This is a genomic window from Streptomyces celluloflavus, from assembly GCA_000720995.1.
GTDB classification, from domain to species: domain Bacteria; phylum Actinomycetota; class Actinomycetes; order Streptomycetales; family Streptomycetaceae; genus Streptomyces; species Streptomyces celluloflavus.
The window spans coordinates 45,883-72,396 of sequence record JOEL01000044.1 but is presented as its reverse complement, the minus strand read 5'-3'; the positions used below and the strand labels follow the sequence as shown (position 1 = coordinate 72,396).

Below are 26,514 nucleotides of genomic sequence, written 5' to 3'. Positions count from 1 at the left end.
GGGCCGGGCGGTGCGGGCCTATTCGGTCACTGCGGCATACCGCCACACGGTGCCGTCGTCCCCGTCCACGTCCTCATCGCCTTGCTCGTCCGCCACCACCTCGACCCCGCTGGGCTCCAGCGCCTGACGGATCCGCTGCACCATCGCGCCGGTGAGGTAGTGGTGGTCCAGATCGAGCCGCCGGAGATGGGTGAGCGGCTGGCCGCCGAGCAGCGCCTCCGCGCCGTTGTCGGTGAGCGTGCCCATCGACAGATCGAGCGTTTCGAGGCCGGCGACGACCGGCGCAGCGGCGACAGCGGTGGCGATCTCGTCCTGGATCGCGCTGTTTTGCAGTCCGAGGTGGCGCAGTGCGGGGAAGCGGCCGCCGGCCAGCACCGCGGCGAGATCGGAGACCTCGTAGTCGCCGCCGTAGTCCGGTACGCCGAGCCAGAGTGTCAGCGACTCCAGCGCGGGGAGGTCGCTCTCGCAGATCCCGCGTACGACGGCGGCCGGCAGCCCGCCCGACTCGAACCGCAGCGCGCGCAGCGCCTCGTGTCGCACCGGGGGGAAGGCCAGGCCGTCGCTGCCGCGCACGGACAGACTCCGCAGGCCGGGGAAGGCGGTGAGCAGCGGTGTGACATCGGACTGCTGGATCCAGGAGATCTCCGACTCCTCCATCGTCAGGTCGCCGAGGAAGACCGCGCGCAGGGAGGTGAGCCGGTCCTTCGCGGCGACGACCGCTTCGACGACCGTGGACGCGGATTCCTCGTACACCTCACCCCACTGACCCAGCACCAGCGCGCGTACGCCGGACAGCTCCACGGTCTCGGTGAACCGCTGCCAGCGCTCGGCGAAGGTCTCTTCATCGCTGTCGTCGTACGGATCGACGGACAGCCGCCAGGCGACCGCGCCGGGCTCGGGGAGTGCGGTACCGGCCGTGGCCGGGGGGAACTCGAAGACGGGCAGGCCGTCCAGCTCGTCCACATGCTGATGGATGCTCATGGTCGATATTCCTATCAACCAGCACTGACAACGCCGTCCGCGTGCCCGCGTCCGGTCACCGTTCCCGCGCTCCCTCGCCGAGCGTGACCGGCCGATCGGTCGGGTGGCCGCCGCGAGCCGCGGTGCGGCGGGTGGCGAGCGCCGGGCAACGGCGGGGAACGGACCGTGCGGCGGCAGGGGAGGGCGGCGGGCCGCCCGCGGCCAGCGAAGGGGCGGTGAAGCCGCGCACGGCCGATTGTCAGACCCCCGTCCTAGTGTTTTCGGTGTCCGCGAGAACGCGGTCCCGGGCCGGACGTTCCCGGGGCCGTGCGAGCGAGAGGAAGGGGAACGGTCGTGTACCGACAGGGAGATGTGCTGATCGTGCCGGTCGCGGAGACGGCGCTGCCGGCACATGTGGCGGATGTGCCGGACGAACCGCGCGATCCGCGCGGACGGATGGTGCTGGCGCTGGGCGAGGTCACCGGCCATGCGCACGCGGTGGTGGGTGCCGGGGCGCTGAAGCGCGAGGCCGGGCCGTTCGGGCCCGCGCTGCTGCACCTGCCCGACGGCGGGCGTGTGGTGCATGAGGAGCATGCGGCGATATCGCTCCCCAAGGGCTGGTACCGCGTCGTGCGCCAGCGCGAGTACGTACCGGGTGCCGTGCGGCTGGTGGCCGACTGACCGGACCGGCGGGCCGGTGAGCCGACGGGTGGGGACAGGCAGCGAAAGGAACGTGTCACAGATGCAAGAGATGCCGGGGGAGCCGGGGGTGCCGCAGATGTCGGACGGGATGCACGGGACGGATAGGGCGGAGGCGCCGCGCGTCGGGGGCGTGGCGGTGGCCGACGGGGTGGCCGACGGCCCGGCCGCGGGCGTCGAGGGCTGGCGGGCGGTGGCCGCGGCGACGGGGGCGGCGGACCGGGCGGCGGCGGAGGCTGGGGTGCGGCTGGCCTATCGCCTCGCCGGGCTCGCGGAGCCGGAGCGGCTGGTGTGGGCCGGTTCGCCGCGGGAGGCGACGGCGCGGGTGCTGGCCGCGTCGCCGGGGGAACTGGGGCCGAGCGTGCGCGACGCGGTGCGGACCCGGCCATGGGCCGCAGAACGGGCCGCACTGCACGCGGAGTTGGGCCGTGCGGCCTGGAGCGAACGCTGGACTCTGACCGGCGGTCGGCTGTGGGACACCACCCGCGCGCTCGCCGAGCGGATACGGACCGGGGTCGTCGAGGCACTGGCCGAGAAGCCCGCCGACGAACCGGCGGTGCGGCTCGCGCTGCTGGACGCGGTGCTCGGGCAGCAGGACGCGCCCTGGCTCGCCGCGTTCGAGGGGGCCGGTGAGCGGCTGGCGGGCGTCGCCGCCGTGGCCCGGAGCGCCGGGTGGTGGTGGCCGTACGAGAAGGTGGCGATCATCGCCGAGCGACCGGCCGAACTGCATCGTGACGAGGCCGGGCGGCTGGACCGGGGCGACGGTCCGGCGCTCGCCTTCCCCGACGGCTTCGCCCTGTACGCCTGGCGCGGTATGCCGGTCCCGGCCACCTTCCTGGACGGACTGGCCGGCCTCACCCCGGAGCGCATCCGGACGGAGGAGAACGCCGAACTGCGCCGGGTCATGCTGGAGTTCTACGGCTACGACCGCTATCTCGCCGAGTCCGGCGCGCGGCCGGTGCACCGCGACGAGGCGGGCATCCTGTGGCGCATCGAACTCGTCGACGACGAGCCGGTGGTGATGGTCGAGGTGGTCAACTCCACGCCCGAGCCGGACGGTACCCACCGCACCTACTGGCTGCGGGTGCCGCCCAGGACCCGTACGGCACGCGAGGGCGTCGCGTGGACCTTCGGACTGGGCGAGGAGGTCTACGCGCCGATACGCGAGACCTGAGCGCCGATCGGGCCCGGGAGTGCGCAGCGGTGCGGTGCGGTGACCGCCCAGCGCGATTGGTTCGCCCACGGGAATCACGGCAACCACGGCGATCCGACCGGACTGCTGAGCGGCTGTTGCGATCTGACGACGGCCGGGCCCGAACGGGAGCCGGAGTCGTACCGGAGCATCGCCCGCACCCTGGCGCGGCCACCCGGGCAGATCCTCTTCCTGAGCGATGCGCGGGGCGAACCGGACGCCGCGGCGGCGTCCGGTCGGCAGACCCTGGGGGTGCGCCGGCCGGGCGATCCGCAAGGGCCCGTGATCGGGGGCCACCGTCGCCGGCCTGACCGGAGCCGCCAGGCGAACCCGCGGCCGCCTCCGGCCCTGGCGCACCCAACCGGCCCGCGCACGCGCCCCGCGGCACCTCGCGGATGACCGCCGCCGGGCCGCCCGGCGGGAACGACCGTTGACATGACCGCGCGGTGCACTGAACTCTGAGGCCCATCAGTGATCATTCAACGTTCCCGCGGCGGCCGGGACATGACCGGATCCGGGGCACGGCGGAGCGGATCCGCGAACCGGCCGGCGCCGCGGGGGGAGTGGGGCAGGAATGGCCGATCGGACCGACGGCGCACGCACCGCGAAAGTGATCGGCGGCGGCCTCGCCGGGATGCTCGCCGTCACCGCCCTGCTGGGGCATGTGGACGCGATCACCGTCGTCGAACGCGACCGCTATCCGGCCGGGCACGCCTTCCGCAAGGGCGTCCCCCAGGCCCGCCATCTGCACCTCTTCCTCAGCGGCGGGCAGCGGGCGCTGGACACCCTGCTGCCCGGTACGGTCGCCGCGCTCACGGCGGCCGGGGCGCGGAACCTGTATCTGCCGCGCGATCTGATCACCCGTACCCCGACCGGCTGGCAGCGGCGTTTCGACGAACGGCGGCACCCCTCGCTGAGCGTCTCCCGGCCGGTGCTGGACGCGGTCGTACGGGAGCGCGCGCTGCGCGCGGCCGCGGCATCGCCCACCCGCGTCGAGGTCCTGGAGGCTACCGAGGTCATCGGCCTGACCGGGGACGCACGGCGCGTGACGGGGATCCGCGTCCGCTCGCGGGACGGCGGAGCGGAGGGCGAACTGCCCGCGGCGCTCGTGGTGGACGCGTCCGGCCGCGGCTCCCGCGCGCCCCAGTGGTACGCCGCGCTCGGCCGGACCGCCCCGTATGAGGAGACCGTGGACACCGGGATCGCCTACGCCAGCTGCCTGTACCGCCAGCGGGACCCGGCGGCCGCGCCGGACGCCGGCGTGAACATCCCCGCCTGGCCGGAGTGTCCGCGCGGCGCCGCGTTCCTGCCGGTCGAGGACGGCAAGTGGCTGCTGACGCTCTCCGGGGTACGCGGGGACCACCCGCCCACGGACGTGGCGGAGCTCGCCGGTTTCAGCGCCACCGTCGGCGACCCGTACGTCCACGAACTGCTGTCCCGCGCCGAGCCGGTCTCGGCCGTGCACGGCTTCCGCGACACCTGCAACCGCCGCCGCCGTTTCGAGCGCCCCGGCGCGGTACCCGAGGGGTTCCTCGTCCTGGGGGACGCCCACTGCACCTTCAACCCGGTGTACGGGCAGGGCATGTCGGTCGCGGCGCTCGGCGCACTGGCGGTGCGCACCACCCTGGTGGACGGCGGGGGACTGCGCCCCGGGCTCACCGCCGAGGCGCAGCGGGCGGCCGCCCGCGCCGTGGACCCGGCCTGGCTCGCGGCGGTCGGCGCGGACCGTCCGTACGCGAGCGCCGACGACGCCGGGGCGGGTCTCGGCGAGCGGCTGAGCACGTGGTACGTGGACCGGCTGGCCGCCCGTGCCGCCATCGACCCCGTCGTGGGCGCCGCCTTCCGCGATGTCGTCTGCCTCACCGCGCCGCCGTCCCGCCTCATCGCCCCGCGCATCGCGCTCCGCACCGTCCTGCTGCCCCGGCGGCCCGGCCTCGCGCGCCCGCCGGCGGTGGTCGAACCGGTGTGAGCGCGACGGCGGCCCGGCGGCCTCGGTCGCCATGGTCCGCTCCGTCCGGCGGACCGGTCCCGCGCGCCCGGCTCCCGGCGGACCGCAGCAACCCGCACGCCCGGCGGCTCCCGGGAAAACCGGATGCGCCCCACCGCGCCCGGCGGGAGGGTGAGCCATGACATGGACGATGACGCAGGACCTCGGCGCGTTCGAGGCGGCCGCGGGCGGGTTCTTGCGCGCACGACCGGTGGCCCACACGGTGCTGCTCTCGGTGGCGGCCTCGCTCGGGAGGCTCGGGGCCGACTCCTACGGGGACGGCGCGCCCTGGTGCGGATCGTGGCGGGGGGCGGACGGAGCGGTGGCGGGCGCCTTCCTGTGGACGCCGCCGCGGGCCGTGCTGCTGTCGCCGATGCCGGATGACGCCGCGGCCGCGCTGGCGGACGCGCTGACGCGTGAGCGGTGCGCGGTCCCCGGGGTCAACGCCGTCCGGGCGCCCGCCGAAGCGTTCGCCGCGGCTTGGCGGCGGCGCCACGGCGGCACGGTCGCGACCGCGGCGCGGCACAGGCTCCACCGGCTCGGCGAACTGACCCCGCCCACGCCCGCGCCGCCCGGTGCGGCCAGGGTCGCCACCGTGGCCGACCGCGCGCTGCTGCTCGCCTGGTTCACGGCCTTCGCCGAGGAGACCGGCGCCTCGCCACCCCGGCACGCCCGTGCGGTCGACGACCGGATCGCGCACGGCCGCTGCACGCTGTGGGAGACCGGCGGGCGGCCCGTCTCGCTGGCCGGAGTCATCCCCACGGTGTCCGGCGCGACCCGTATCGCCCCCGTCTACACCCCGCCCGAGCTGCGCGGACGTGGCTACGCGGGGGCGGTCACCGCCGCCGCGTCGGGTGCCGCGCGGCGCTCCGGCGCGACGGAACTGCTGCTGTTCACGGACCTCGCCAACCCCACCAGCAACGCCCTATACCAGCGCCTCGGATACCGGCCCGTCGGGGACCATCTCGCCCTGGAGTTCCGGGACGCGTGACGTGGAACCGGGACGGGGCCGGACGCGGGTGGGGAGGCGGGTGGGGACGGCTGCCCGTCGGAGGTCCGGGCAGGGAGCCGGACGCGCATCCACCTGCGGACCGGCCGGGGATCATGCCCGCGCCGCCCCCGCGGAAATGCCACGGCCGGTCGCGCCGGGTGTCGCCGTGGGTGATGGTGTTGCTGCCGGGTGTCGTGATGCCGGAACGGCAGGGTGGCGCCGCGCAGTCCGGTGCTGCCGGAACCCGGCGCGCATGTGATCCGTTCACATGGCGACTGCCCCGACCCTGGAGGTGCCGTGACCGGTTCCCGCCCCCGCCGTACGCTTTCCGCGCTTCGCCCCGCGAGCTTCGGTGCCGAGCCCACCGGGGAGCGGCTGGCCAGGATGCGCAGGTCGCCGCAGTTCGTGGACGGTCAGTTCCGCAATCCGGTGCCGACCAGGCAACTGCTCCAGGGCTCCGCGCTGCCGATGGTCCGTAGCCAGCTGAGCCGGGAGGCGCGGTTGCGCAGGGCCCCGGTCGGCCCGGTTCCGGTGTACCGCCGGACGGCGGCGGACTGGGGCCGGCCGCCCGCCTCCGGGCTGCGGCTCACCTGGATGGGGCATTCGAGCGTGCTCGCCGAGATCGACGGACAGCGGGTGCTCTTCGACCCGGTGTGGGGCGAGCGCTGTTCCCCGTTCACCTGGGCGGGGCCCAAGCGGCTGCACCCGGTGCCGGTCGCGCTGGACGCGCTGCCCCCGGTCGACATCGTGGTGATCTCGCACGACCACTACGACCATCTCGACATGCCCACGATCCAGGCCCTGACCGGCACCGGAGCCGCCTTCGTGGTGCCGCTCGGGGTCGGCGCCGACCTGGAATTCTGGGGCGTACCGCCGGAGCGGATCACCGAGCTGGACTGGCACGAGTCCACCCGCCTCGCCGGGCTGACCCTGACCGCGACCCCCGCGCAGCACTTCTGCGGCCGCGGACTGCGCGGCCCGCAGCACACCCTCTGGGCGTCCTGGGTGGTCGCGGGTCCCGAGCACCGGATCTACCACAGCGGAGACACCGGCTACTTCGCCGGATTCGCGGAGATCGCCGCGGCGCACGGACCGTTCGACGCGACCATGATCCAGATTGGCGCGTACAGCGACTTCTGGCCCAGGAACCACACCGGGGACACCCCGCATCCAGGTGCCTGGCCGGATGTGCACATGAACCCCGATCAGGGGGTCCGCGCCCATCTGGACCTCCAGGGCGGGAAGCCGGACGGCCTGTTGCTCCCCATCCACTGGGGTACGTTCCGCTTGGCGCTCCACCCGTGGGCCGAGCCGGCGGAGTGGACCCTCTCCGCAGCGCACAAGGCCGGTGTGGTCACCGCCGCCCCTCGGCCGGGTGAACCGTTCGAGCCCGCCGACCAGCCGGTCGTCGACCCCTGGTGGCGTGCGGTGGCCGTACCACCCGTCCATGGCTGGCCCGCCTGGCCGCCCGTCGCCGAAGTCCGGGAAGACCTCGTGGCCGAGCGGTGATGCCGCACGGGGAAGCCCCCGCGGTTCCGTATACACGCCCGGATCGATGACGTCAGGGCCTTCCCGGAGTCCGATCGCGGCCGGCCCGGACCGACCGGCGTCGGCCCCGTCTCGCCGAGCGGGGGCCGACGCCGGTCCATGCACTCACCTTTCGCGTGATGGCTATGGCCGGTCGAGAGTGATCGAGTTGATCGGCGTCATGTCGGCCTCGAAGGCTGGCCTCGCCGCGATGTCGAACGCGCAGTTGGTGCCGTCGTAGCCACGGCACAGGTGCGTATGCGCGGCGTCCGTCCGGTTGTTGAAGACCCAGTGCTGTCCGACCTGGCCGCTGAGGCTGTGAGCTCCGTAGCTCCGGAAGACGTCGGTCGGGTGCGGGTCGTGCTCCGGGTCCGCGTTCTGGGGGTAGATGCACACGGACCCTTCGGGACATCCCCAGGTGGCGGCCGTCGTGGCCCCCGCCGTGCCGATACCCGTCGCGGCCACGGCTGCGGTCGTGGCAATGACCGCGGCGGCGCGGCGAAGTTGTCTTGCGCATGAGGGTTTCCCTCCCGTTGCGGCCGGCCTTTCCGGCCGCGGGCATCGGAGAAGGGGAGCGCCCCGCTCCACCGGGCGAATATTGGACAACGGATCCCTCCCGTCTCCGGCGATGAGCACTGCCCCGGCGCGCGTCGCCGCGTGAGCGCCGGGGAGGCGCCCCCATCTCCCGCTCCCTGAAAGTGAGTTCGGATTGATTCGCACTGAGGTGCGCGAGACCCCCACGTAAGGAGGTGGCGCGGGGTAGCGAAACCCGCAAGTGGGTCCGAACCCCACCCCCGCAACAACTAGCGTGCGTGCTCCGCGAACTGCCAACGGCCGATCCGGAGGGCACCGATGCCTACCGCATTCCCCCAGGGGACCCAGACGCCCCAGGAGGCTCCGAGGTCCCCACGGACCGAGAGTTTCCCGGGGGCCGCCTCCATACCCAGCTCCGCGCGGCGGCGGGAACGTGAGGGCGGACGGCACGGCCGGACCTCGTTCCCCGGATCCGCAGCGGACTCGGCGATCCGGTCCCGGACGGTCCGGCTCGTCACCGTCCCGTGCCTGCTGACCGCCGTCACCTGCGTGGCCGTCACCGCCTTCGTCATCGGGAGCGGCGATGTCCGGCTCACCGGCCGCGAGTGGGCGGCGCTGACCGGCGGCCTCGCGGTGATCTGCATCATCGTGCTCACCGCGGGCGCCGCCGCCCACGCCGCGTCCCGCGCCACCGTCACGCGCTACGCCCGGCTGCGCCAGGTCTGCGCCCGCAGCAGGTCCGACCTCGACGGGCTGCTGGACCAGGTACGGCGGGGCGAACGGCTCCAGCACCGCGACCCCGAGCCCGGCCCGGTCCGCACCGGCGACACCCTCGATCTGCTCGCCGCCGAAGTGGCCGCCGTGGGCCGGGCCGCCGAGACCGCCGTCATCGACGCGGTCGCCGCCGCCCGGTGCACCGCCAACGACAGCGAGCAGAAGGTCGAGGTCTTCGTGAACCTCGCCCGTCGCCTGCAATCCCTGGTCCACCGCGAGATCGAGATGCTGGACGAGCTGGAGCACCAGGTCGAGGACCCCGACCTGCTCAAGGGCCTCTTCCACGTCGACCACCTGGCCACCCGCATCCGCCGCCACGCCGAGAACCTCGCCGTGCTGGGCGGCGCCGTCTCGCGCCGCCAGTGGAGCCGCCCGGTCACCATGATCGAGGTACTGCGCTCCGCCATCGCCGAGGTCGAGCAGTACCCGAGGATCAAGCTCGTCCCCCCGACCGAGGGCACACTGCGCGGCCACGCGGTCGCCGACGTCATCCACCTGCTCGCCGAACTGATCGAGAACGCGTCGGTCTACTCCGCCCCGCGGACCTCCGTCCTGCTGCGGGCCCAGCAGGTCACCGCCGGTCTCGCCGTCGAGGTCGAGGACCGCGGACTGGGCATGTCACCGGACGAGCGGACGCGGATGAACGCGCTGCTCGCCGACCCCGAACACATCGATGTCGACGCGCTGTTGAGCGACGGGCGGATCGGCCTCTTCGTGGTCTCCTCGCTCGCCCGGCGGCACGGCATCGTGGTCCGGTTGCAGAGCAACATCTACGGCGGAGTGCAGGCCGTACTGATCCTGCCGCCGGAGCTGATCGGCACGGAACCGGCCGGCGCGGGGAGCGAACGGGGCACCGCTCCCACGGAGTCGCCCGACACCGGCCCGGACCACGAGCGCGACGGCGGACCCGGCGACGGACACCGGACCCGGCACCACCTCGGCCAGGGCGGCACGGGATCCCCGTCCGGCCCCGCCCCGGAGCTCGCCCCCGCGGCGGCGCACCACGGTGCCGCACGCCCCGCGGCCGGGCCACCCGCCGACCCCGGCACCGGCATGAGCACCGGCGCCGACGCGGACAGGGGCACGGACACCGGCGGGCAGCCGGCCGCGCCGCACCGGGCCGCGCCCACGGGAGCCCCGGCGTACGCCCCCCAGGCGCAATCCGCCCCGTACGTGACCGCCGCCCCCGCCACCCGGCAGCTCACGCCCGCGTACCCCGCCGACGGCCCGGAGTACCACCGGGCCGTCGAGGAGCGGCCCGCCGAGCCGGGTCCGGCCGGACTGCCGCCCGTACCGCACGACGCACCGGACGCCCCTGCGCCGCCCGGTGGAATCCGCCCGCAGCTGCCGCGCCGGCGCAAGCAGGAGCACCTCGTCCCCGAACTGCGCGGCGACCCGATCCTGCCGTCCGCGGTGCGCCGTACGGGGCCGGAGCCCATGCACGACCCCGGCCTGATGGCCGCCTTCCGGCGCGGTATCAGCCTCGCCGCCGACACCAGTGACGAGAACCACCCGGCCGCCCACCCCGACGGCGGTACCGGCAACACCCCCGGCCCGGACGGCGATCACCCGCTCCACGGCCGTGACCACGACACCCCGACCGCCCGCCTCAGAGGAGACGACCACAACCATGGTGAGTGATGTGCACGCGCAGCCTCATTCGCAACTGCCGGGAGGTCAGCAGTCGGATCTGTCCTGGCTGCTGACCGGACTCGTGCAGCGCGTGCCGCACGCCCGCAGCGCGCTCCTGCTCTCCTCCGACGGCCTGGTCAAGGCCGCCGACGGCTTCGACGCGGACAGCGCCGACCATATGGCGGCCCTGGCCTCCGGCCTGTACTCCCTCGCCCGCAGCGCCGGGGTGCGCTTCGGCGGGGGCGATGACGTCCTCCAGGTCGTCGTCGAACTCGAATCGTCCTTCCTGTTCGTCTCCACCGCCGGATCGGGTGCCTGCCTGGCGGTGCTCGCCGGGCGCGAGGCCGATGTGGCGGTGCTGGGCTACGAGATGGGAATGCTGGTCAAGAGCGTCCGGCCGTACCTCTCCACGCCTCCCCGGCGGCAGGCACCCGCGGGCGGTGGCTGAACGTGCTGCCGGGTCGCCGACGGTGGCAGCGCGGCCAGGAGCCACCGTGGTACGACGACGAGGCGGGCCCGCTGGTGCGCCCGTACACCATCAGCAACGGCCGGACGCGCCCCACGTCCCACTTCGACCTGCTGACCATGGTGATGGCCACCGGGCGGCGGCCCGACTCCTGCCAGGGACCCGACTACGCCCAGGTGCTGGGGCTGTGCGGCGGACCGGTCTCGGTCGCCGAGATCGCCGCCCACATACGGCTGCCGGCCGTGGTCACCAAAGTGCTCCTCGCCGATCTCGTGGACTGCGGAGCACTCACCGCGCGGGCCCCCGTCGCGGTTTCGGCGGGAGCCGGCTCCCGTACCGACCGAGCCCTGCTGGAGGCGGTGCTGCATGGACTTCGCAAACGACTGTGACCCCACGACGCCGGGGGAGCCGGTGCCCGACCTCTTCCCGACCGCACTCAAGATCCTGATCGCGGGCGGCTTCGGAGTCGGCAAGACGACCTTCGTCGGCGCGGTGAGCGAGATCGAACCGCTCAGTACGGAGGAACTCCTCACCCAGGTCAGTATCGGCACCGACGACCTGGCCGGGATCGAGGACAAGCACACCACCACCGTCGCCATGGACTTCGGCCGGATCACCCTCGGCCCCGCGCACGTCCTCTACCTCTTCGGCACGCCGGGCCAGGAACGCTTCTGGTTCATGTGGGACGAACTGTCCAACGGCGCGCTCGGCGCGGTCATCCTCGCCGACACCCGGCGCCTGGACCAGTGCTTCGGCGCCGTCGACTTCTTCGAACGGCGCGGTATCCGGTTCATCGTCGCCGTCAACGAGTTCGACGGCTCCCACCACTACACCCCGGACGAAGTCCGCAGCGCCGTCGACCTCTCGCCGGACATCCCCGTCGTGCTCTGCGACGCCCGCCGGTGCGGTTCGGCCACCCATGTCCTGGTCTCACTCGTCCAGTACCTGCTCACCCCCGCTCTCGTCGCGACCCCGGAGCTGCCATGAACCACCCCGTCTCCCGCGTCCCGTACACCTCCTACGATCCGACGCGCCATCTGCTGCTCACCCCGCAGGACGACGAGGCCCCGGCGCGCGTCGCCCGGCTGCGGGCCCTGGGCATCGGCGATTCCCCGCTGCCCGCGTTCGACGAGTTCGCGCGCAAGCTGGCCCGGACGACCCGGGCGCCGTACGCGATGGTCAACTTCATCGACGAGCAGCGGCAGTACTTCGCCGGGCTCTACACCTCCGCACAGGACCAGGCACCCGTCGAGCTGGGACCGGCGCCCGCCAACATCCGGCCGGGACGGGTGATGGCCCGCGACCACGGCTACTGCCCGCATGTCGTCGTCCGCCGCAAGGCCCTGGTCCTGGAGGACGTCTGCGACTACCCGCGGTTCGCCGGCAACCCCGTGGTGGACGGGATCGGCGTCCGTTCCTATCTCGGCGCGCCGCTCATCGACCGTACGGGGACGGCGCTCGGCACCGTCTGCGTGGTGGACCTCGAACCGCGCCCCTGGGGGCGGGAGGGGCTGGAGACGATCAAGGCGATGGCCGCCGAACTCGTCGACCAGATCCACCGCATGGAGCAGCGGCAGAGCGGCGCGTCCGGCCCCGGCGCCGGGTGACCGCCCGGGGCCGCGGCCCCGCGGCGGAGGCGGCGGCGGACCTCCCGGGCGCCGCCGCCGGGCCGCGCCGTACCGGAAGGCCGCGGGCCCGGCGCGCCGCACGGGCCGGGCACCGGGTCTCACTTCAGCGGCGCGAACGCGTGGCACTCCTCGGCCGGTTCGGTGCGCCGGCCCGGCAGCGGGGCCGGGGCGTCCGGATCCGCCCGCTCCGCCGGATCGAGGCGCAGCAGATCCGCCAGCCGGCTGGACCATTCGCCCTTCGCCTGGCCGAGGGCCAGTTCGCCCAGGCGCAGCAGCTGGACGTCGGAGGTGCCGGCCGGCGCGAAGATATGGTGCGCGTCCCGCAGAAAGCGCTCCACCGGCCGGTCGGTGAACAGCCCGCACGCGGCATGGATGTCCATCGCGTCACGCGCCGACTCCAGGGCCGACTCGACGTTGACCAGCTTGGCGTTCATCAGCTCCGCGTCGCACGGCATGCCCTGGTCCAGCAGATGCACCGCGTGGTACGCGGACAGCCGGGCGAGCAGCAGCCGCGACTGGATCCGGCCGAGCTTGAGCTTGATGTTGCCCAGGTCGGCCAGCGGTTTGCCGTACCGCTGCCGCTCGGCGCAGAAGCGCGTCGTCTCGTCCAGCACCGCCTGATGGATGCCCAGCGACACGGCGGTCAGATTCGGCCGGCCGTAGAGCACGCTGGAGGAGTACGCCACGGAGAGTCCGTCGCCCTCCTTGCCCAGCAGATTCGCCGCGGGCACCCGGCAGTTGTCGAAGAACAGCTCGCCGAAGCTGAAGCCGTGCAGTCCCATCGCGGGCCGCTGTTCCCCGACCCGGAAGCCGGGCCGGTCGGACTCCACCAGGAACGCCGACAGGCCCTTGGGGCCCTCACCGGTACGGACGACCACGCCGTGCAGATCGCCGACATGGCTGTTGCCTACGTAGATCTTGTGGCCGTTGAGGACGTAGTCGTCGCCGTCGCGGACCGCGGTGGAGGTCATCCCCAGGACATGCCCGCCGGACTGCGGTTCGGTGACGGCGATGGTCGGCAGGCACTCGCCGGCGGCGATCGCCGGCAGCCAGGTCTTCTTCTGCTCCTCGCTCCCGAAGTGGACGATCTTCGCGACGCCCAGCTGGGACGCCTGGACCATGGCGCCCATGGCCGCGCTCACCCGCGAAATCTCCTCGATGACGAGGGTCTTGGCCACATGCCCGGCGCCCATCCCGCCGTACGCCCGGTGCACGGTCGCGCCGATCCACCCCTGCTGGGCGATCCGGCGCGACAGGCCGTGACAGACGGTACGGCTCGCCTCCATCTCCGCAATCCGGGGACGGATCTCCTGCTCGGCGAAATCCCTCACCCGGTGCCGGAGCGCTTCATGCCGCTGGTCGGTGAAATAGCGATGCAAGACGAGCCCTCCTCCGCGATCTCCTCGCGCTGGTCGCTCCCCGTCCCGGCGCGGCACCGGCTGTGCCGCCTGCTGTCGCCCTACCGGAAAGTGCTCTGGCGCTTACCCCGTGCAATACCCGTTGGCATACCTACTGCACCGCGCGCAAAACATCAACTCAGGTATTTATGCGAAGAGTTGAGGCATAAAACATATGTTCGCCATGGTCGATTCCGGGACCGGGTGGACGGTTCCGGGAGCGACCGGAACCGTCCACCCCGCGCCACCACGGACGCGGGCGTCCGTGCGGCCCGTCCGTCAGTGCGCCGCGTCGCAGCAGGAGTCACGCCGCTGCTGCCGGCTCACCGCCAGCCAGTCGACGGCCGCGCCCGCCGGCCCCGCCGCGCCCTGCGGACCGCCGGCGGATTCCGACGGGTGACCCCCGGGCGCCGGGAAGGAGGCGACCAACTCCCGCTGTTCGAAGACCCGTCCACCGCGCAGCACCGCGGCCGTCCGCACCAGGGAGTCGAAATCGGTGAACGGATCGCCGTCCACCAGCGTCATATCGCCGAGCTTGCCGACCTCCAGCGTGCCCAGGTCCCGCTCCGCGCCGAACACCCGGGCGGGCAGCGCGGTCGCGGTGCGCAGCGTCGCGGCCACACCGAGACCGCACCGGTGCAGTGCCCGCAGGCACAGGTGGAGGGAGAGTCCCACCGGCACCAGCGGCTGGTCCGTGCCCAGGGCGACCAGCCCGCCACCGGCCAGCACCCGCCGGTAGACCGCCACCTCGGTCGCGATGTCGGACAGCTGCGCGGGCGTCGGCCGGTGCCCGGCGCCCTCCCGGACGAACGCGGTGTCCCAGGGCGGCATCAAAGTCCCCACCCGGGGGTCGTCGGCCAGGGCCGGATCCTCGCCCAGCAGCGCGGCCGCCGAGAATGGCGTCGCGAGCATATGGAAGCCGGCGCCGGTGTAGATCTCCTCGACGTCCTGGTAGGCGTGTCCGGTGGCGGAGACCGCATGGCCGAACTCCAGCCGCTGAGTAGCTTGCAGATGGGTCGTCAGATCCTGTCCCAGCTGTACGCCGGGGGAGAGCAGATGGCTGCCGGTGCGCACCCCCAGCCGCTGGTGCGCGAAGCGCGCGGCCTCCTCCATCACCCAGCCCGGCGCCCGGACGTAGGTTTTGACGAAATCCCAGTCCAGCGCCGCGCCGCGGGCCAGCGAACGCCGCAGCCCCTCGCGAGTGCTGTGCGCCCGACCCATGCTGTACGCGACCCGGCTGCCGTCCAGGAGTTCGCCGCTGGTCAGCAGCCGCGGCCCGGCCAGCACACCGGCCGCGACGGCCTCCCGGATGCGGGCCAGCTCGTAGGAGAAGCCGCCGCAGGAGACCGTGGTGGTGATGCCGTACGCCAACTGGAGCGCGGTCTGCCGCCCGCCGTAGGTCGACTGCCACGGGTGGGTGTGCGCGTCCCACAGGCCCGGCAGCACGGTCTGCGCGGAGGCGTCCACCCGGCGGGCCGCACCGGCGCCGGACCGGGCCGCCCGGTGCGGGGTCACGGCGGTGATCCGCCCGTCCCGCACCACCACGTCGACGTCCTCGCGTACCGCCTCACCGGTGCCGTCCCAGAACTTTCCGGCGTGCACGACGGTGTCCCGGGCGCGTGCGGGGCGGTGCGGCAGGGAGAGCGGGACGGTCCGCGCCGCGCCGCCGGACACCGCGATCAGCCGCAGCTTCCCGGCCGAGAGATACAGCAGCGTGCCGGAGTCGCCGGACCAGGACGGATGGTCGGCGCTCTCGTCGGTCAGCCGCCGCGGCGCCCCGTCCGGCGTTCCGTCGGGCCGTACCGGCAGCACCCACAGCGCGGATTCCGCGATCACCGCCAGCCACCGTCCGTCGGGCGACCAGACGGGTCCCGAGTCGTAGCGGTCGGCGAGCGAGACATGCTCGGCGAGCGCGTGCAGGGCGCTCTTCCCGGTCTCGGTGTCGATGACCCGGATGAGGTTGTAGCCCTCCCGGAAGCGGCGGTTGAGGCGGTTGCGGTCGCAGTACGCCAGATAGCGGCCGTCCGGCGACCAACTGGGGCGGCCGGGCAGTCCGCCGGCGCCCATCGGGGCGGCCACCGTCTCCTCCGTACCGCTGGCCAGCGTCCGTACGACGAGATTTCCCGACATGTCGAGCGCGGCCAGCCGCCCGCCGTCCGGCGACAGCGCCGGATGGACCCGGCCGCCGGCGGCCAGCACCGTCTCCCGGCCGGAGGCGAGATCGCGGCGGCGCACCGCGTACAGCCCGTCCCGGTCGTCCGCGTAGAGCAGGGAACGGCCGTCGCGGGACCAGCTCGGCGCCAGGACGTAGCGGGTGGCGCCGGCCCGGACGATCCGGCGCGGCGCACCGCCCCCCGAAGTGGGCGCCAGCCACAGGGCGTTGAGCGCCGCGAAGGCGATCTGGCGGCCGTCGGGGGAGAGCGCGGGCAGATGCACCCCGCGCACCGGACGCACCGCCGTCCGCTCGAAGCCGTAGTCCTTGACGCGGTAGGCGGGCCGCTCCAGCGGCAGGCGCGCGGTGAACGGGATGGTCTCGGCCCGCTCCGGGGTGTCGACGTGCAGGATCCGGAACTGTCCGCCCACCGTCAGCAGCAGTTCGTCGCGCGCCACCCAGCGCGGCGGCACCGGCTCCACATCCCCGTCGACCGGCACCCGCGCACCGTCCACCACCAGGGAGCACGTCGCCCCGGGGGAATCGGTGGTCCGCAGATAGGCGAGCCGCCCGGTGGGGGAGAGCGCGGGCACCAGCACCTGGGCGGCGGCCGTCTCGGTGTGCTCGGTGCGCACCGCGCCGCCGCCGTCGGCGGGGACGGAGGCGACCGTACGCGAACGCAGGGTGGTGTCGGCCAGCTGCCCGCGGACGAACACGATCCGCGAACCGTCCGGCGACCAGCAGGGGTCGAAGTCCTCCCAGGCGCCGTCCTGATGGGGCCCGTCCTGACCGGGCACCCCGGTGACCCGGGTCAGCCGACCGGTCGCCACTTCCAGCACCCAGATCCGGTATGGACTGCCGGTCACCGGGTCGCCGCCGCGCTCCGAGGCGAAGGCGAGCCGGGTGCCGTCCGGCGACCAGGAGGGTCCCCGGTCGTCCCACGGGCCGTCGGTGAGCTGCCGGAGGCCGGTGCCGTCGGGGCGCAGCGTCCACACATGGAAGCCGCCGCCGCGGTAGGCGCAGACGGCGATCCGGCGGCCGTCGGGGGAGTGCACCGGACGGGTGGGCTCCAGGCCGGCCGGGGTCAGGGCCACCGCGTCGCCGCCCTTGCGCGGCAGCGACCACAGGACGTTCTGGATCTCGGCGATCAGCCGGTCGCCGGCCGGGGCGAGCGAGGCGGCGCCGTTCGTGGCGGCCGTGAAGGACAGCGTGGCGCCGGACGCGGCGGCGGGCTGCGCGAAGGCTTCGGGGGCGGCCACCCCGGCGAGGCCCGCCGCGGCGGCCGCCGACGCGGTGCCCTGAAGGAATCTGCGGCGGGACAGCGGCAGCGCGGCGGGGGCGGAGTTCTCAAAACGGTCCGTGGTGTCCAACGTTCCTCCTGCGAAAGGGGGTTGCGGCACAGGCGCCAGGAATGAGCCGCCCGATCGTGCCACGCCGTGCGGGTACAGGGTCAATACCGCCACGCGCGTCACATGGCACACAGCCGTAACGGGAGACAGAGTGAGCTGAGGAACGGACCGACGATCGGTCAGCCCCCGCCCCGGCAGTCAGGAGACGACGCCATGCAGCAGGACTTCCACCAGGCCCCGGACGGCGCCCGCATCGCCACGTACACCTGGCTCCCGGAGTCCGGCCACCCCCGCGCCCTCGTCCAGATCGCCCACGGCGCCGCGGAACACAGCCGGCGCTACGACCGGTTCGCCCGCTTCCTGGCCGGTCACGGCTATGCCGTCCTGGCCTCCGACCACCGCGGCCACGGCGCCACCGCCCCGTCCACCGGCGGCCGCGGGGTGGTGGGCGAGGACGCCTGGCGGGCGATCGTCGGCGACCTCAAGGGCATCGGCGACCGGGCGGCCGCCGCCCACCCCGGTATCCCCCTGGTTCTCTTCGGCCACAGCATGGGCGCGATGCTCGCCCGGGACTACGCGCAGGAGTACGGCGCCGACCTGGCCGGTCTGCTCCTCACCGGCGTCTTCCGCACCCTGCCCGGCGTGGAGATCGACGCGGCCTCCGCCGAGCTGGAGTCCGAGATCGCCGCGCACGGCCGCGGCCACCTCTCCGGCTTCCTCCCCCGTACCTTCAGCTCCTTCAACGACGCCTTCCCCCACCGCACCGGCTTCGAATGGCTCACCCGCGACACGGCCGAGGTGGACCGCTACCTGGCCGACGAGGACTGCGGCTTCCCCTTCTGCGCCGGGCTGGCCCTCGACTGGGTACGCGCCCTCCGCAAGATCAACGCCCCCGACAACCTCGCCCGCATCCCGCGCGGACTGCCCGTCCACCTCGCCGTCGGCGAACAGGACCCGTGCCACCAGCGCCTGACCCTGGTCCACGAGCTGCTGGAGGACTTCCGCTACCTCGGCATCCGCGACCTCACCTGGAAGGCGTACCCGGGCGCCCGCCACGAGATCCTCAACGAGACCGACCGCGACCGGACCGAACTTTCCGGCCGGTACGGGCACCGGGACGTGGCGCAGCTTGGTAGCGCACTTGACTGGGGGTCAAGGGGTCGCAGGTTCAAATCCTGTCGTCCCGACCAGCTTTTTGGCAGGTCGGAAGCCGTTTCCACGGAGAGTGGGGGCGGCTTTTCCCGTTCCCGGGGCGAGGAGTGCACTCCGGGCCCGCCCCGCTGCTCCGCCCGCCCTATCCGGCGGACGAAGCAGCAGAATCCCGAACCGGCCCATGGCATCCTCGGCCGGACCGGGCCCTGTTGTGCTAGTGCGCGATCTGGCTGCCGCGGCCGGCGAGTGCCCCGGTGAGGCCCATCGGTACCGCCAGGATCACCAGCGCGATCAGCCCCGCGGTCCAGCTGCCGGTCAGGTCGCGGGCGGCGCCGAAGGTGGTGGGGCCGACGGCGGCGAGCAGGTAGCCCACGCACTGGGACATCGCCGACAGCAGTCCGGCGTCGTGCGTGGTGCGGGCACACATGGACATATAGGTGATGCCCAGCGACAGGACGGCCCCCAGGCCGAGGCCGAGCAGCACGGCCCACAGGACCGCCGCCCCGGTCGGTGCGGAGATCAGCCCGACGAAGGCGGCCACGCACAGCAGGGTGCCGCCCAACGCCAGGTAGCTCTGCCGCCGGGACCGCTGCGCCCACACCGGCACCAGGAGGGAGGTGACGATCGCGGAGCCCATGCAGACCGCCAGCAGCATGCCGGCGCCACCCTCCGAGTAGCCGTGGGAGATGTAGAACGACGGCAGCCAGGTGGTCGCGGTGTAGTACAGCAGGGACTGGAACGCGTAGAACAGCGCGACGGCCCAGGCCAGTCCGCTGCGCCACATCGAACCGTCCGCCTGCGCCCGGGTCTGCGGGACTTCGCGCCCGCGGCGCAGCCGCGGCACCCACACCAGCACCGCGGCCAGCGCCAGGACGCCCCAGATGGCGAGGCCGCCGGCCCAGGAGAGCGACAGGGCGTCGCGCAGCGGGACGGTCACGGCGGCCGCGACCGCGCCGCCGCCGACCAGCATGGTGGTGTGCAGACCGGACATCAGCCCGACGTGCCGCGGGAAGTCCCGCTTGATCACGACGGTGATGACCACGTTGGCGACGGCCACCGCGGTGCCGACCAGGAACGACCCGGCGAACAGCGGGAACAGCGACGGGACCAGGCGTACGGCGATCCCGCACAGCAGCACCAGCAGCACCGCGACCAGGGTGCGTTCCATCCCCCAGCGGCGGGCCAGCCGGGGCGCGAGCGGAGCGAAGATGCCGAAGCAGATCAGCGGCAGGGTGGACAGCGCGCCCGCGGCGCCGTTGGACAGGCCGGTGGCCTGCCGGATCTCGTCCAGCAGCGGGGAGACCGCGACGATCGCGGGCCGCATGTTGATCCCGACCAGCAGCACCACCAGGGCGTACCACAGCAGATGACGGCCGCGCCGCGCGCCGTGGGCGGACTCGGCGCCGTGCTCGGCGGCCGGGCGCCCGGCCGGTGCGGGCACCTCGGCCGCCTCGGGGGGTGCCGGCACGTCAGCCGCCTCGGGGCGTGGGGACACGGGGGCTTCCCGTTCGGGGGGCGGGGTCACGAATGTTCCTTCCATGAGCGCCCGCCGGGCCGTCGCCCCCGCGGGCACCACGGGGCTCGCGGTACGGGGGAACGGCCCGGCGGGTGTCCGAGCTTGGTGTGGTCAGGCGGCGCTGGCGAACGGCACGGGTTCCCCGTCGCCGGGAGCGACCGCGTGGATGCCCCTGGCCTGGGCGGCGCGCAGAAAGCGCCCGCGAACGTCGTGCTGCTCGGTGTAGTACGGAGGGTTGTTGAACAGGTCGTAGTGGATCGCGCAGGCGGTCGACGCCTGGAGGACGACCGCGGCTTCGACGGCCTGCTCGGGGGTGAGCGTGGCGGGCTGGTTGGTGGGGGTGAATCCCTCGCGGCGCGTCATCACTCCGGCGATCGGGAGGAAGGCGACGTCGAAAGGGCCGTGGTCGCGGGCGATCTGCCACCACTTGCCGTGCCAGATGGTGTCGCCGAAGTGGATGACGCGCAGACCGGCGGTTTCGACGATCCAGGCGACCTGGTCGTCACCGCGCCAGTCGTGCGAGGCGACGGGGAGGGCGGTGAACGGGCCGAGCTGGCGCCGCTCGCCCAGTGTCTGCGGCGTCGCGGTCACCCCCATCCCGGCCAGGACGTCCACGATCGGGGCGTGACACCCCACCGTGCCGCCTTCGCTGCCGGCGATGTCGGTCAGCAGTTGGCGATCGCAGTGGTCGGGGTGGAGGTGGGTGATGAGGGCGTGGGTCCGCACCCCCGGGGAGGCCCCGATGCCGGGCATGGGGCGCCGCGGCATGCCCTGGAACCCGGCGAGGTCCGCGGTGTTCTGCAGCGGATCGATGACCACCCGCACATCCCCGGCGGCCACTTCGACCCCGGCCCAGGCGAGACGCCGTACCGTGACGGTCGCGGCCGAACTCATGGTCTGCTCCTGACTGTGGGGTTCGTGGTCACTTCCCGTTGACGCCCAGACCCTGGGCGACCCGGCTGCCGAGGTCCTTGTGGACGTTGCGCCAGTAGTCGACGATGCGCTCCTTCGTCTCCGTCAGCACCTCGGGTGCCGAGGCGTGCGCGACGATGTTGGTCACCAGGTGCTCGCGGTCGACATCGGTCATGACCTGCTCCCACAGCGCGCGCGGCTGGACGAAGTCGTCGTCCTGGGCGTGCAGCCGGTGGGCGCTGCGCACGATCTCGCCGGTGGCCTCGTAGCCCTCGCCGGCCAGCAGGGTCGGGTCGGCCACCGGGCCGCTGTGGCTGTTGGGCGCGTAGACCGGGTCGCCGGGGTTGTCGAGCCGCATGGCCCCGTCGCGGTTGTAGGAGTGCACCGCGTTCTTGGGCCGGTTGACCGGGAGCTGGAGGTAGTTGGCGCCGATCCGGTAGCGGTGGGTGTCGGGGTAGCTGAAGAGCCGGCCCTGGAGCATCTTGTCCGGTGAGGGCGCCACTCCCGGGACCAGGTTCGAGGGTTCGAACGCGGCCTGCTCGACCTCGGCGAAGTAGTTCTGCGGGTTGCGGTTGAGGGTGAGGGTCCCGATGTCGATGGGCGGGTAGTCCTCGTGCGGCCAGATCTTGGTCAGGTCGAACGGGTTGAACCGGTAGTCCGCGGCCTCCTCGAAGGGCATGACCTGTACCTGGAGGGTCCAGGACGGGTGGTCGCCCTTCTTGATCGCCGTGTGGAGGTCCCGGATATGGGTGTCCAGGTCGGCGGCGGCCGCGGCGGCGGCCTCGTCGTTGGTGAAGTTCTTGATGCCCTGGTCGGTCTTGAAGTGGTACTTCACCCAGAACTTCTCCCGGGCGGCGTTGTACCAGAGGAAGGTGTGGCTGCCGTAGCCGTTCATATGGCGCCAGGAGTACGGGGTGCCGCGGTCGGACATCAGCAGCGTCACCTGGTGCGCCGTCTCCGGGGAGAGCGTCCAGAAGTCCCACTGCATGTTGTTGTCGTGCAGGTGGTTGTCGGCACGCCGCTTCTGCGAGTGGATGAAGTCGGGGAACTTCTGCGGGTCGCGGATGAAGAAGATCGGCGTGTTGTTGCCGACGATGTCGTAGTTGCCCTCTTCGGTGTAGAGCTTCACCGCGAAACCGCGCGGATCGCGGACGGTGTCGGCGAAGCCGAGTTCACCGGCGACCGTGGAGAAGCGCAGGAACAGTTCGGTGCGCTTGCCCCGCTTGAAGACATCGGCCAGCGTGTACTGGCTGACGTCCTCGGTGATCTCCAGGACTCCGTAGGCGCCGCCGCCCTTGGCGTGCACCACCCGCTCGGGGACGCGCTCGCGGTCGAAGTGGGCGAGCTTCTGGATGAGGTAGTGGTCCTGTAACAGCAGCGGGCCGTCGGCGCCCACCGACTGGGAGAACTCGTCACTCGGTACCGGAATACCGCTGTCCGTGGTCGTCACCGGACGACTTACGCTCATGGCACTTTCCCTTCGTACGGCTGATGGGTTGTCGGGTCGCCGGGAGCGGCCCGGCCCCCGCGGGGGCCGGGCCACCGCACCGGCTTCGGTTACGTGAGTTCCGCGCGGATCAGCCAGTTGCGGGCCACGCCGCCGACCTCGCGCGGCTGGACGGCGTAGGGCCAGCGCCCTTCGCCCGCACCGGGCTCGCCCGGTTCCTTGAGCTCCCGGACCGTCCAGCCGGTGCCCGCCAGGAACTCCTCGGGCGTGTCGGTGCCGAACAGCCAGGGGATCCCGTCCGACTTGAGAGCGGACAGGAAGATCTGGGCGGCGGGGTTGCGCAGCAGCGACTTGCTCAGGATGTCCAGCGCGACCCAGCTTCCGGGCGCGGAGTTGGCGGCAAGGGTGCGCAGAAGCGTGGCGGACTGCTCCTCGGTGAGGAAGAACAGCAGGGCCTCGGGCACCCAGAGGGTGGGCAGCGCCGGATCGAATCCGGCGTCACGCAGCGCCGCGGACCAGTCCCCCGCCAGGTCGGCCCCGACCCGTCGCAGTGGCACGGAAGGCGACGGGGCCGCCAGCCGGGCGAGGCGTTTCTCTTTCTCCGTTATCAGCGCCTGGTGATCCACCTCGTACAGGGTGATGTCGTCCGGCAGCTTGAGGCGTAACGCGCGGGTGTCCATACCGGCCGCGATCAGCACGACCTGCCGGACGCCCTGCCCCACCAGGTCGTTGATCGCGTCGTCGAGGTAGCGGGTGCGGATGGCCACGAACTCGACGAGCCCGCCGCCGCCGTACTGGTCGAGGAGTTCGAACCCGCGGGGTTCGGCCAGCGACCGCGCCAGCGGATCGCTGAACAGCGCGTCACTGCGTTCGCTCTCCAGCGCGCGGGCGGCCGCAGTCCACTGCGACGTGTACGACACGGTCTCCATGTGAAGCTCCATTCGGGGAAAGGGGCTGGTCAGGAATGCTTGGGACGGGACCGGAACCGGGCGTTCAGGATCAGCGTGAGGACTTCGGTACCGGCCGCGTTCACCAGCCGGCCGCGGTTGCGGATGATGCGGAAGTCGGGCGCCGACAGGGACGGCAGGGACGCGATGATCTCGCAGGTGCCGCTGAGCACGTCGCCGGGGCGGACCGGTTCCAGGAAGCGCACCTCGTCCACGCCGGGGGAGCCCTCGACCGTGCCCTCGGCCGCGGCGTCGGGCAGCAGCGTCGTCACGTACAGGCGCATCCAGATCGCCGCGGTGTTCCACCCGCTGGCGATGAGGCCGCCGAAGGCCGAGGCACGCCCCGCCGCCTCGTCGACGTGGTACGGCTGCGGGTCGTAGGTCCGGCCGAAGGCGGTGATTTCGTCCGCCGTGACCTTGTGCGACCCGAGGTCGTGGAGCGTACCGGTCTCGTAGTCCTGCGCGTAGAGCAGACGGCCCATCAGAAGAACTTCCGCTCGATGGCTTTCAGGGTGCGGAAGTCGTCGAGGTCGATGGCTTCGCGGTCGATCTCGACGCCACTGGCCTCCTCGATCGTGAGGACGAACTCGACGAAGGACAGCGAGTCGACCAGGCGGGCGGTGATGAGGTCCTCGTCCGGGTCGATGGAGTCGCGCTCGGTGGTCCTGGCCAGCAGCCAGTTCCGCACCTGGTCAAGGTTGGACGATGTCGTGTTCGGCATGGCATTCCTCCTTGTGCGTGGGGGGTACCGCCGCACCCGCGGCGACGGCGACAGCGAACTGGTCTTCGTGGGAGATGCTGATGTCGATCTCCGCCAGGCCGGCCTCGGCGGCCCACCGGCCGGCCGCCCCGGCGAGCCGGACGTACGGCCACTGCCCGGGGCCCTTGAGGATCTCGATGGAGGTCCACGGGAGCGGCTGGTCGGCGATGTGGAACAGCTTGAACACCGCCTCCTTCGCGGCGAGCCGACCGGCCACGCCGTGGAGGTCCCAGCCCGCGGGGAGACGGCTGAGCTCCGCTTCCGCCGCGGTGAGCATCAGGTGCAGCGGGCCGGCGCCGTCGGCGTCGACCATGGTCCGCACGCGGGCGACGGGGACGATGTCCACGCCGACCCGCACCGCGGCCGCGGTCACGAGGCCGCCGCGGTGACGGCGGCGCGGGCACGGGGCAGATCGCCCTCGAACCGGTCGCTCAGGGCCGCCAGCCACCGTTCGAGGCCGAAGGCGACACAGCTCGTGTAGGCGTGCTCGCCGGTGCCCTCGATGGTGATGCGGCACCGTTCGCCGAAGAAGTTGCGGTGGGTGTTGACCGAGGCGATGGCCAGACCGTCGGCCTGGAACTCGTATTTGACCGGGCTGAGGCGCTGGAGGAGGGCGCGGGCGCCGTCGCGTTCGAAGAACGGGTCGGTGGCCGCCACCTTCGTCAGCCCGAGGCCCAGGGCCTCGGCGAACCGCTCGATCCGGCCGGTGAAGCGATCGAGGACCTCCTGGGTGTGCTCGAACGACCCGATCGCCACCACCTCTCTCATCTGGAAGCTGAGCAGCCGCCGCAGCCCCTCGTACTTGTCCTCGTTGCGGAAGCACCGGTTGACGAGAGTGAGGGTGGTGTCAGGGGCCACGGGCTGGTTCTCGTAGTAGAGATAGGCGCCGTAGCAGGTGGAGTGCGGCATCCCCAGGAACGGCAGCTCGACGTCGTCGCGGGCGAAGACGCCCGCCACCGGTGCCGGCGGGGTACCGGCCACATCCAGCGCGCCACCGACGAACTGCAGATGGGGGAAGTTCCGGTAGACGTCGAACTTCTCCAGGTCGTGCAGCGGGTAGACCGGCGGGGGGATGATCTCCCGTGTGCCGTCCTCTTCGGCCCAGCCGGTGACGATGCGGTCCAGCGTGCGCAACAGGTCCGTCTCGTCGGGGCTGAGGATGCTGAGCGCACCGCCCGGAGCGATCGATATCGGCGCGGTCACGAATTCCCCCGTGCGGTCGGCAGGCCGGTGGGGGCGAGGTTCCGGTCGTGCAGAATCCCGGTCTTGACGAGGAAGTTCAGCGGCTTGCGGAGCACCTGCTGCTGGAACTCCGCGCTGCGCGGGGAGGCCAGCAGGCGACGCCGCACGGCGAACGGTTCGGGGATTCCGGCATCCCGGTAGACCTGGGGGTTGAACAGCGACTCGAAGCTGTAGTTCACGTAGCGCTTGATGTACTCCCGGATCTCGTCGAGCCGCTCCGGCGACGCCTTGGTCTTCAGGTCCTCGAAGAGCAGGGAGACCAGTTCACGGCCGAAGGCGATGTGCCGGGACTCGTCCTGGTGGTGGATGCGGTTGACCGCGCGGATGGTGTCGTGCAGCCGCTCGTCGAGGGCCATCGTGCTGTTGAAGTGGTCGACCAGTTCCTCGAAGAGGAGGATGCGGACGAACACCAGGAAGCTGGCGGCCTCCGGCCACGTCTCGTCCTGCCCGGACGACTCCACCTGGCGGTAGATCTTCTCTCCGTAGCGCTGGCAGAACTCGGCGAAGAACCACATGTGTTCGTTCTCCTCACCGATGAAATGGTGGAAGAACTCCGACGGAATCTCGAAGCCGCGGGTGTGGATGCGCCGGGTCACCTCGATGATGAGGTCCCGGATACCGTCCACGTTGAGGCTGTAGAAGTTGATGCTCTCGTACCGGGACAGCCGGTATAACTGCTCCTGGTCGAGTTCGGCGGCAACCTCGGTCCCGTACGTGGTCGTGAGTTCGGGGCTCATCCACCACCGGTTCTCCGGCAGGGAGTCCGGCCACTCGAACATCCGGTACGGGTTGTAGTAGTCCTCGACCGATTTGCGGTTCAGGCGTTCGAGGATCTCCTGGAATCGTTCATCCTTGCTGATCAGCTCGCTGATCATCCCATCTCCTGAATTCGGGGAAATGCGCGGGTGAATTCGGGGAACTGCGCTGGAGACGACTGGCTGGACAGGGGAGCGCGGAGCTTCGACGGGGAAGGGAAGCGCAGGCTGTCCGCCGCAAATCCGCCGGCCCGCGGGTGCATGGGTGATTTCTCCGGCCGGCGGACCCGAGACCGACGGCCTCCGCTGTGCAGCATCCGCGGCGGAGTGTTCCGCACGACGGTTCACCGCTTCACATGAAGGCGGAATCGGTCTCGTACAGGGGGGAGGAAGGTGAGGCGGCCGCTGGTCCGCTCCGGCGTCGGTCATCGCCGGGGCGTCCCGTTCTTCCGCCGGGCTTCACGCCGAAAGCCGGCGGGGAATTCCGGGGCCGCG

The 26,514-nt window shown here is 72.5% G+C and carries 23 protein-coding genes, 1 tRNA gene and 1 pseudogene; 12 read left to right on the top strand and 13 right to left on the bottom strand.

The genetic code is table 11. The annotated features are described in order from the left end of the window. Nucleotides 1–18: 18 nt before the first annotated feature. Nucleotides 19–981, bottom strand: coding sequence for an STM4015 family protein (locus IH09_RS28935; protein ID WP_052860458.1), 963 nt, complete (start codon nt 979–981; stop codon nt 19–21). A 333-nt stretch (nt 982–1,314) separates the two neighbouring features. On the opposite strand from IH09_RS28935, the gene IH09_RS28930 reads away from it, so the two are divergent. The 5 genes from IH09_RS28930 to IH09_RS28910 all read left to right on the top strand — a co-directional run bounded on the left by IH09_RS28930 (nt 1,315) and on the right by IH09_RS28910 (nt 7,338). Continuing rightward, complete coding sequence (locus IH09_RS28930; RefSeq protein ID WP_052860457.1) at nt 1,315–1,641, top strand: hypothetical protein; 327 nt, start codon at nt 1,315–1,317, stop codon at nt 1,639–1,641. Between the two features lie 70 nt (nt 1,642–1,711). Next, nucleotides 1,712–2,833 carry a DUF6745 domain-containing protein gene (locus tag IH09_RS28925; RefSeq protein WP_205379458.1) on the top strand — a complete coding sequence of 374 codons (1,122 nt, stop codon included), beginning with the start codon at nt 1,712–1,714 and terminating at the stop codon, nt 2,831–2,833. 592 nt (nt 2,834–3,425) lie between these two features. After that, nucleotides 3,426–4,820 (top strand): NAD(P)/FAD-dependent oxidoreductase, encoded by a 1,395-nt coding sequence (locus tag IH09_RS28920; RefSeq protein ID WP_052860456.1) that lies wholly within the window; start codon nt 3,426–3,428, stop codon nt 4,818–4,820. Nucleotides 4,821–4,977: 157 nt separating this feature from the next. Next, on the top strand, nt 4,978–5,829 hold the full coding sequence (locus tag IH09_RS28915) for a GNAT family N-acetyltransferase (protein WP_052860455.1): 852 nt from the start codon (nt 4,978–4,980) through the stop codon (nt 5,827–5,829). Between the two features lie 297 nt (nt 5,830–6,126). After that, nucleotides 6,127–7,338: an MBL fold metallo-hydrolase gene (locus IH09_RS28910; RefSeq protein ID WP_052860454.1), complete on the top strand. Its 1,212-nt coding sequence runs from the start codon at nt 6,127–6,129 to the stop codon at nt 7,336–7,338. A 162-nt stretch (nt 7,339–7,500) separates the two neighbouring features. Here the strand turns inward: IH09_RS28910 and IH09_RS28905 are convergent, their stop codons facing one another. After that, complete coding sequence (locus tag IH09_RS28905) at nt 7,501–7,752, bottom strand: hypothetical protein (RefSeq protein ID WP_205379450.1); 252 nt, start codon at nt 7,750–7,752, stop codon at nt 7,501–7,503. Nucleotides 7,753–8,208: 456 nt separating this feature from the next. Here IH09_RS28905 and IH09_RS28900 point away from each other — a divergent pair, with 456 nt between their 5' ends. From IH09_RS28900 to IH09_RS28880, 5 genes are read left to right on the top strand one after another with little or no spacing between them, the layout of a single operon-like run. Next, the gene (locus tag IH09_RS28900) at nt 8,209–10,305 is read left to right on the top strand and encodes an ATP-binding protein (RefSeq protein ID WP_052860453.1); all 2,097 of its coding nucleotides are present in this window, start codon (nt 8,209–8,211) and stop codon (nt 10,303–10,305) included. Beyond that, nucleotides 10,295–10,744, top strand: a complete 450-nt coding sequence (locus tag IH09_RS28895; RefSeq protein ID WP_052860452.1) for a roadblock/LC7 domain-containing protein — start codon at nt 10,295–10,297, stop codon at nt 10,742–10,744. The genes IH09_RS28900 and IH09_RS28895 overlap by 11 nt, the downstream gene beginning before the upstream one ends. Nucleotides 10,745–10,749: 5 nt before the next feature. Beyond that, nucleotides 10,750–11,151, top strand: coding sequence for a DUF742 domain-containing protein (locus IH09_RS28890; protein WP_052860476.1), 402 nt, complete (start codon nt 10,750–10,752; stop codon nt 11,149–11,151). Beyond that, on the top strand, nt 11,129–11,749 hold the full coding sequence (locus IH09_RS28885; protein ID WP_052860451.1) for a GTP-binding protein: 621 nt from the start codon (nt 11,129–11,131) through the stop codon (nt 11,747–11,749). The genes IH09_RS28890 and IH09_RS28885 overlap by 23 nt, the downstream gene beginning before the upstream one ends. Beyond that, nucleotides 11,746–12,369, top strand: coding sequence for a GAF domain-containing protein (locus IH09_RS28880; RefSeq protein ID WP_052860450.1), 624 nt, complete (start codon nt 11,746–11,748; stop codon nt 12,367–12,369). The genes IH09_RS28885 and IH09_RS28880 overlap by 4 nt, the downstream gene beginning before the upstream one ends. Before the next feature lie 119 nt (nt 12,370–12,488). On the opposite strand, the gene IH09_RS28875 is transcribed toward IH09_RS28880, so the two are convergent. Together IH09_RS28875 and IH09_RS28870 are read right to left on the bottom strand one after the other, a co-directional pair. Beyond that, the gene (locus tag IH09_RS28875; protein WP_052860449.1) at nt 12,489–13,769 is read right to left on the bottom strand and encodes an acyl-CoA dehydrogenase family protein; all 1,281 of its coding nucleotides are present in this window, start codon (nt 13,767–13,769) and stop codon (nt 12,489–12,491) included. A gap of 297 nt (nt 13,770–14,066) precedes the next feature. Further along, nucleotides 14,067–17,309, bottom strand: a complete 3,243-nt coding sequence (locus IH09_RS28870) for an amidohydrolase family protein (protein WP_052860448.1) — start codon at nt 17,307–17,309, stop codon at nt 14,067–14,069. 102 nt (nt 17,310–17,411) lie between these two features. On the opposite strand from IH09_RS28870, the pseudogene IH09_RS40745 reads away from it, so the two are divergent. Then, nucleotides 17,412–18,311, top strand: a pseudogene (locus IH09_RS40745) (alpha/beta fold hydrolase); the annotation flags it as partial. A gap of 90 nt (nt 18,312–18,401) precedes the next feature. After that, nucleotides 18,402–18,478 (top strand) — tRNA-Pro (locus IH09_RS28860). Nucleotides 18,479–18,654: 176 nt separating this feature from the next. Here IH09_RS28860 and IH09_RS28855 read toward each other — a convergent pair. From IH09_RS28855 to IH09_RS28815, 9 genes are all read right to left on the bottom strand, one after another. Next, entirely contained in the window at nt 18,655–19,908 is a 1,254-nt protein-coding gene (locus tag IH09_RS28855; RefSeq protein WP_190233439.1) for an MFS transporter, read from the bottom strand. A gap of 159 nt (nt 19,909–20,067) precedes the next feature. Further along, entirely contained in the window at nt 20,068–20,850 is a 783-nt protein-coding gene (locus IH09_RS28850; RefSeq protein WP_052860446.1) for an MBL fold metallo-hydrolase, read from the bottom strand. Between the two features lie 28 nt (nt 20,851–20,878). Then, nucleotides 20,879–22,336, bottom strand: coding sequence for a catalase (locus tag IH09_RS28845; protein ID WP_052860445.1), 1,458 nt, complete (start codon nt 22,334–22,336; stop codon nt 20,879–20,881). Between the two features lie 89 nt (nt 22,337–22,425). Continuing rightward, a complete protein-coding gene (locus IH09_RS28840; RefSeq protein ID WP_052860444.1) occupies nt 22,426–23,244 on the bottom strand; it encodes an SAM-dependent methyltransferase in 819 nt (272 codons plus the stop codon). A 29-nt stretch (nt 23,245–23,273) separates the two neighbouring features. Next, nucleotides 23,274–23,744: a MaoC family dehydratase gene (locus IH09_RS28835; RefSeq protein WP_110952647.1), complete on the bottom strand. Its 471-nt coding sequence runs from the start codon at nt 23,742–23,744 to the stop codon at nt 23,274–23,276. Continuing rightward, the gene (locus IH09_RS28830) at nt 23,744–23,983 is read right to left on the bottom strand and encodes an acyl carrier protein (protein ID WP_052860443.1); all 240 of its coding nucleotides are present in this window, start codon (nt 23,981–23,983) and stop codon (nt 23,744–23,746) included. The genes IH09_RS28835 and IH09_RS28830 overlap by 1 nt, the downstream gene beginning before the upstream one ends. Beyond that, nucleotides 23,955–24,395 (bottom strand): holo-ACP synthase, encoded by a 441-nt coding sequence (locus IH09_RS28825; RefSeq protein WP_094792649.1) that lies wholly within the window; start codon nt 24,393–24,395, stop codon nt 23,955–23,957. Before IH09_RS28825 ends, IH09_RS28830 begins: the two co-directional genes overlap by 29 nt. Next, nucleotides 24,392–25,225, bottom strand: a complete 834-nt coding sequence (locus IH09_RS28820; protein ID WP_052860442.1) for a class-II aminoacyl-tRNA synthetase family protein — start codon at nt 25,223–25,225, stop codon at nt 24,392–24,394. Before IH09_RS28820 ends, IH09_RS28825 begins: the two co-directional genes overlap by 4 nt. Further along, nucleotides 25,222–26,139: a diiron oxygenase gene (locus IH09_RS28815; RefSeq protein WP_052860441.1), complete on the bottom strand. Its 918-nt coding sequence runs from the start codon at nt 26,137–26,139 to the stop codon at nt 25,222–25,224. Before IH09_RS28815 ends, IH09_RS28820 begins: the two co-directional genes overlap by 4 nt. Between the last annotated feature and the right edge of the window lie 375 nt (nt 26,140–26,514).

Excerpts from the sequence above, each read along its gene's own strand:
- IH09_RS28935 (WP_052860458.1), bottom strand. The coding sequence starts at position 981 with ATGAGCATCCATCAGCATGTGGACGAGCTGGACGGCCTGCCCGTCTTC.
- IH09_RS28885 (WP_052860451.1), top strand. The coding sequence starts at position 11,129 with ATGGACTTCGCAAACGACTGTGACCCCACGACGCCGGGGGAGCCGGTG.
- IH09_RS28830 (WP_052860443.1), bottom strand. The coding sequence starts at position 23,983 with ATGCCGAACACGACATCGTCCAACCTTGACCAGGTGCGGAACTGGCTG.
- IH09_RS28880 (WP_052860450.1), top strand. The coding sequence starts at position 11,746 with ATGAACCACCCCGTCTCCCGCGTCCCGTACACCTCCTACGATCCGACG.
- IH09_RS28815 (WP_052860441.1), bottom strand. The coding sequence starts at position 26,139 with ATGATCAGCGAGCTGATCAGCAAGGATGAACGATTCCAGGAGATCCTC.
- IH09_RS28850 (WP_052860446.1), bottom strand. The coding sequence starts at position 20,850 with ATGAGTTCGGCCGCGACCGTCACGGTACGGCGTCTCGCCTGGGCCGGG.
- IH09_RS28915 (WP_052860455.1), top strand. The coding sequence starts at position 4,978 with ATGACATGGACGATGACGCAGGACCTCGGCGCGTTCGAGGCGGCCGCG.
- IH09_RS28925 (WP_205379458.1), top strand. The coding sequence starts at position 1,712 with ATGCCGGGGGAGCCGGGGGTGCCGCAGATGTCGGACGGGATGCACGGG.
- IH09_RS28845 (WP_052860445.1), bottom strand. The coding sequence starts at position 22,336 with ATGAGCGTAAGTCGTCCGGTGACGACCACGGACAGCGGTATTCCGGTA.
- IH09_RS28840 (WP_052860444.1), bottom strand. The coding sequence starts at position 23,244 with ATGGAGACCGTGTCGTACACGTCGCAGTGGACTGCGGCCGCCCGCGCG.
- IH09_RS28835 (WP_110952647.1), bottom strand. The coding sequence starts at position 23,744 with ATGGGCCGTCTGCTCTACGCGCAGGACTACGAGACCGGTACGCTCCAC.
- IH09_RS28900 (WP_052860453.1), top strand. The coding sequence starts at position 8,209 with ATGCCTACCGCATTCCCCCAGGGGACCCAGACGCCCCAGGAGGCTCCG.
- IH09_RS28895 (WP_052860452.1), top strand. The coding sequence starts at position 10,295 with ATGGTGAGTGATGTGCACGCGCAGCCTCATTCGCAACTGCCGGGAGGT.
- IH09_RS28920 (WP_052860456.1), top strand. The coding sequence starts at position 3,426 with ATGGCCGATCGGACCGACGGCGCACGCACCGCGAAAGTGATCGGCGGC.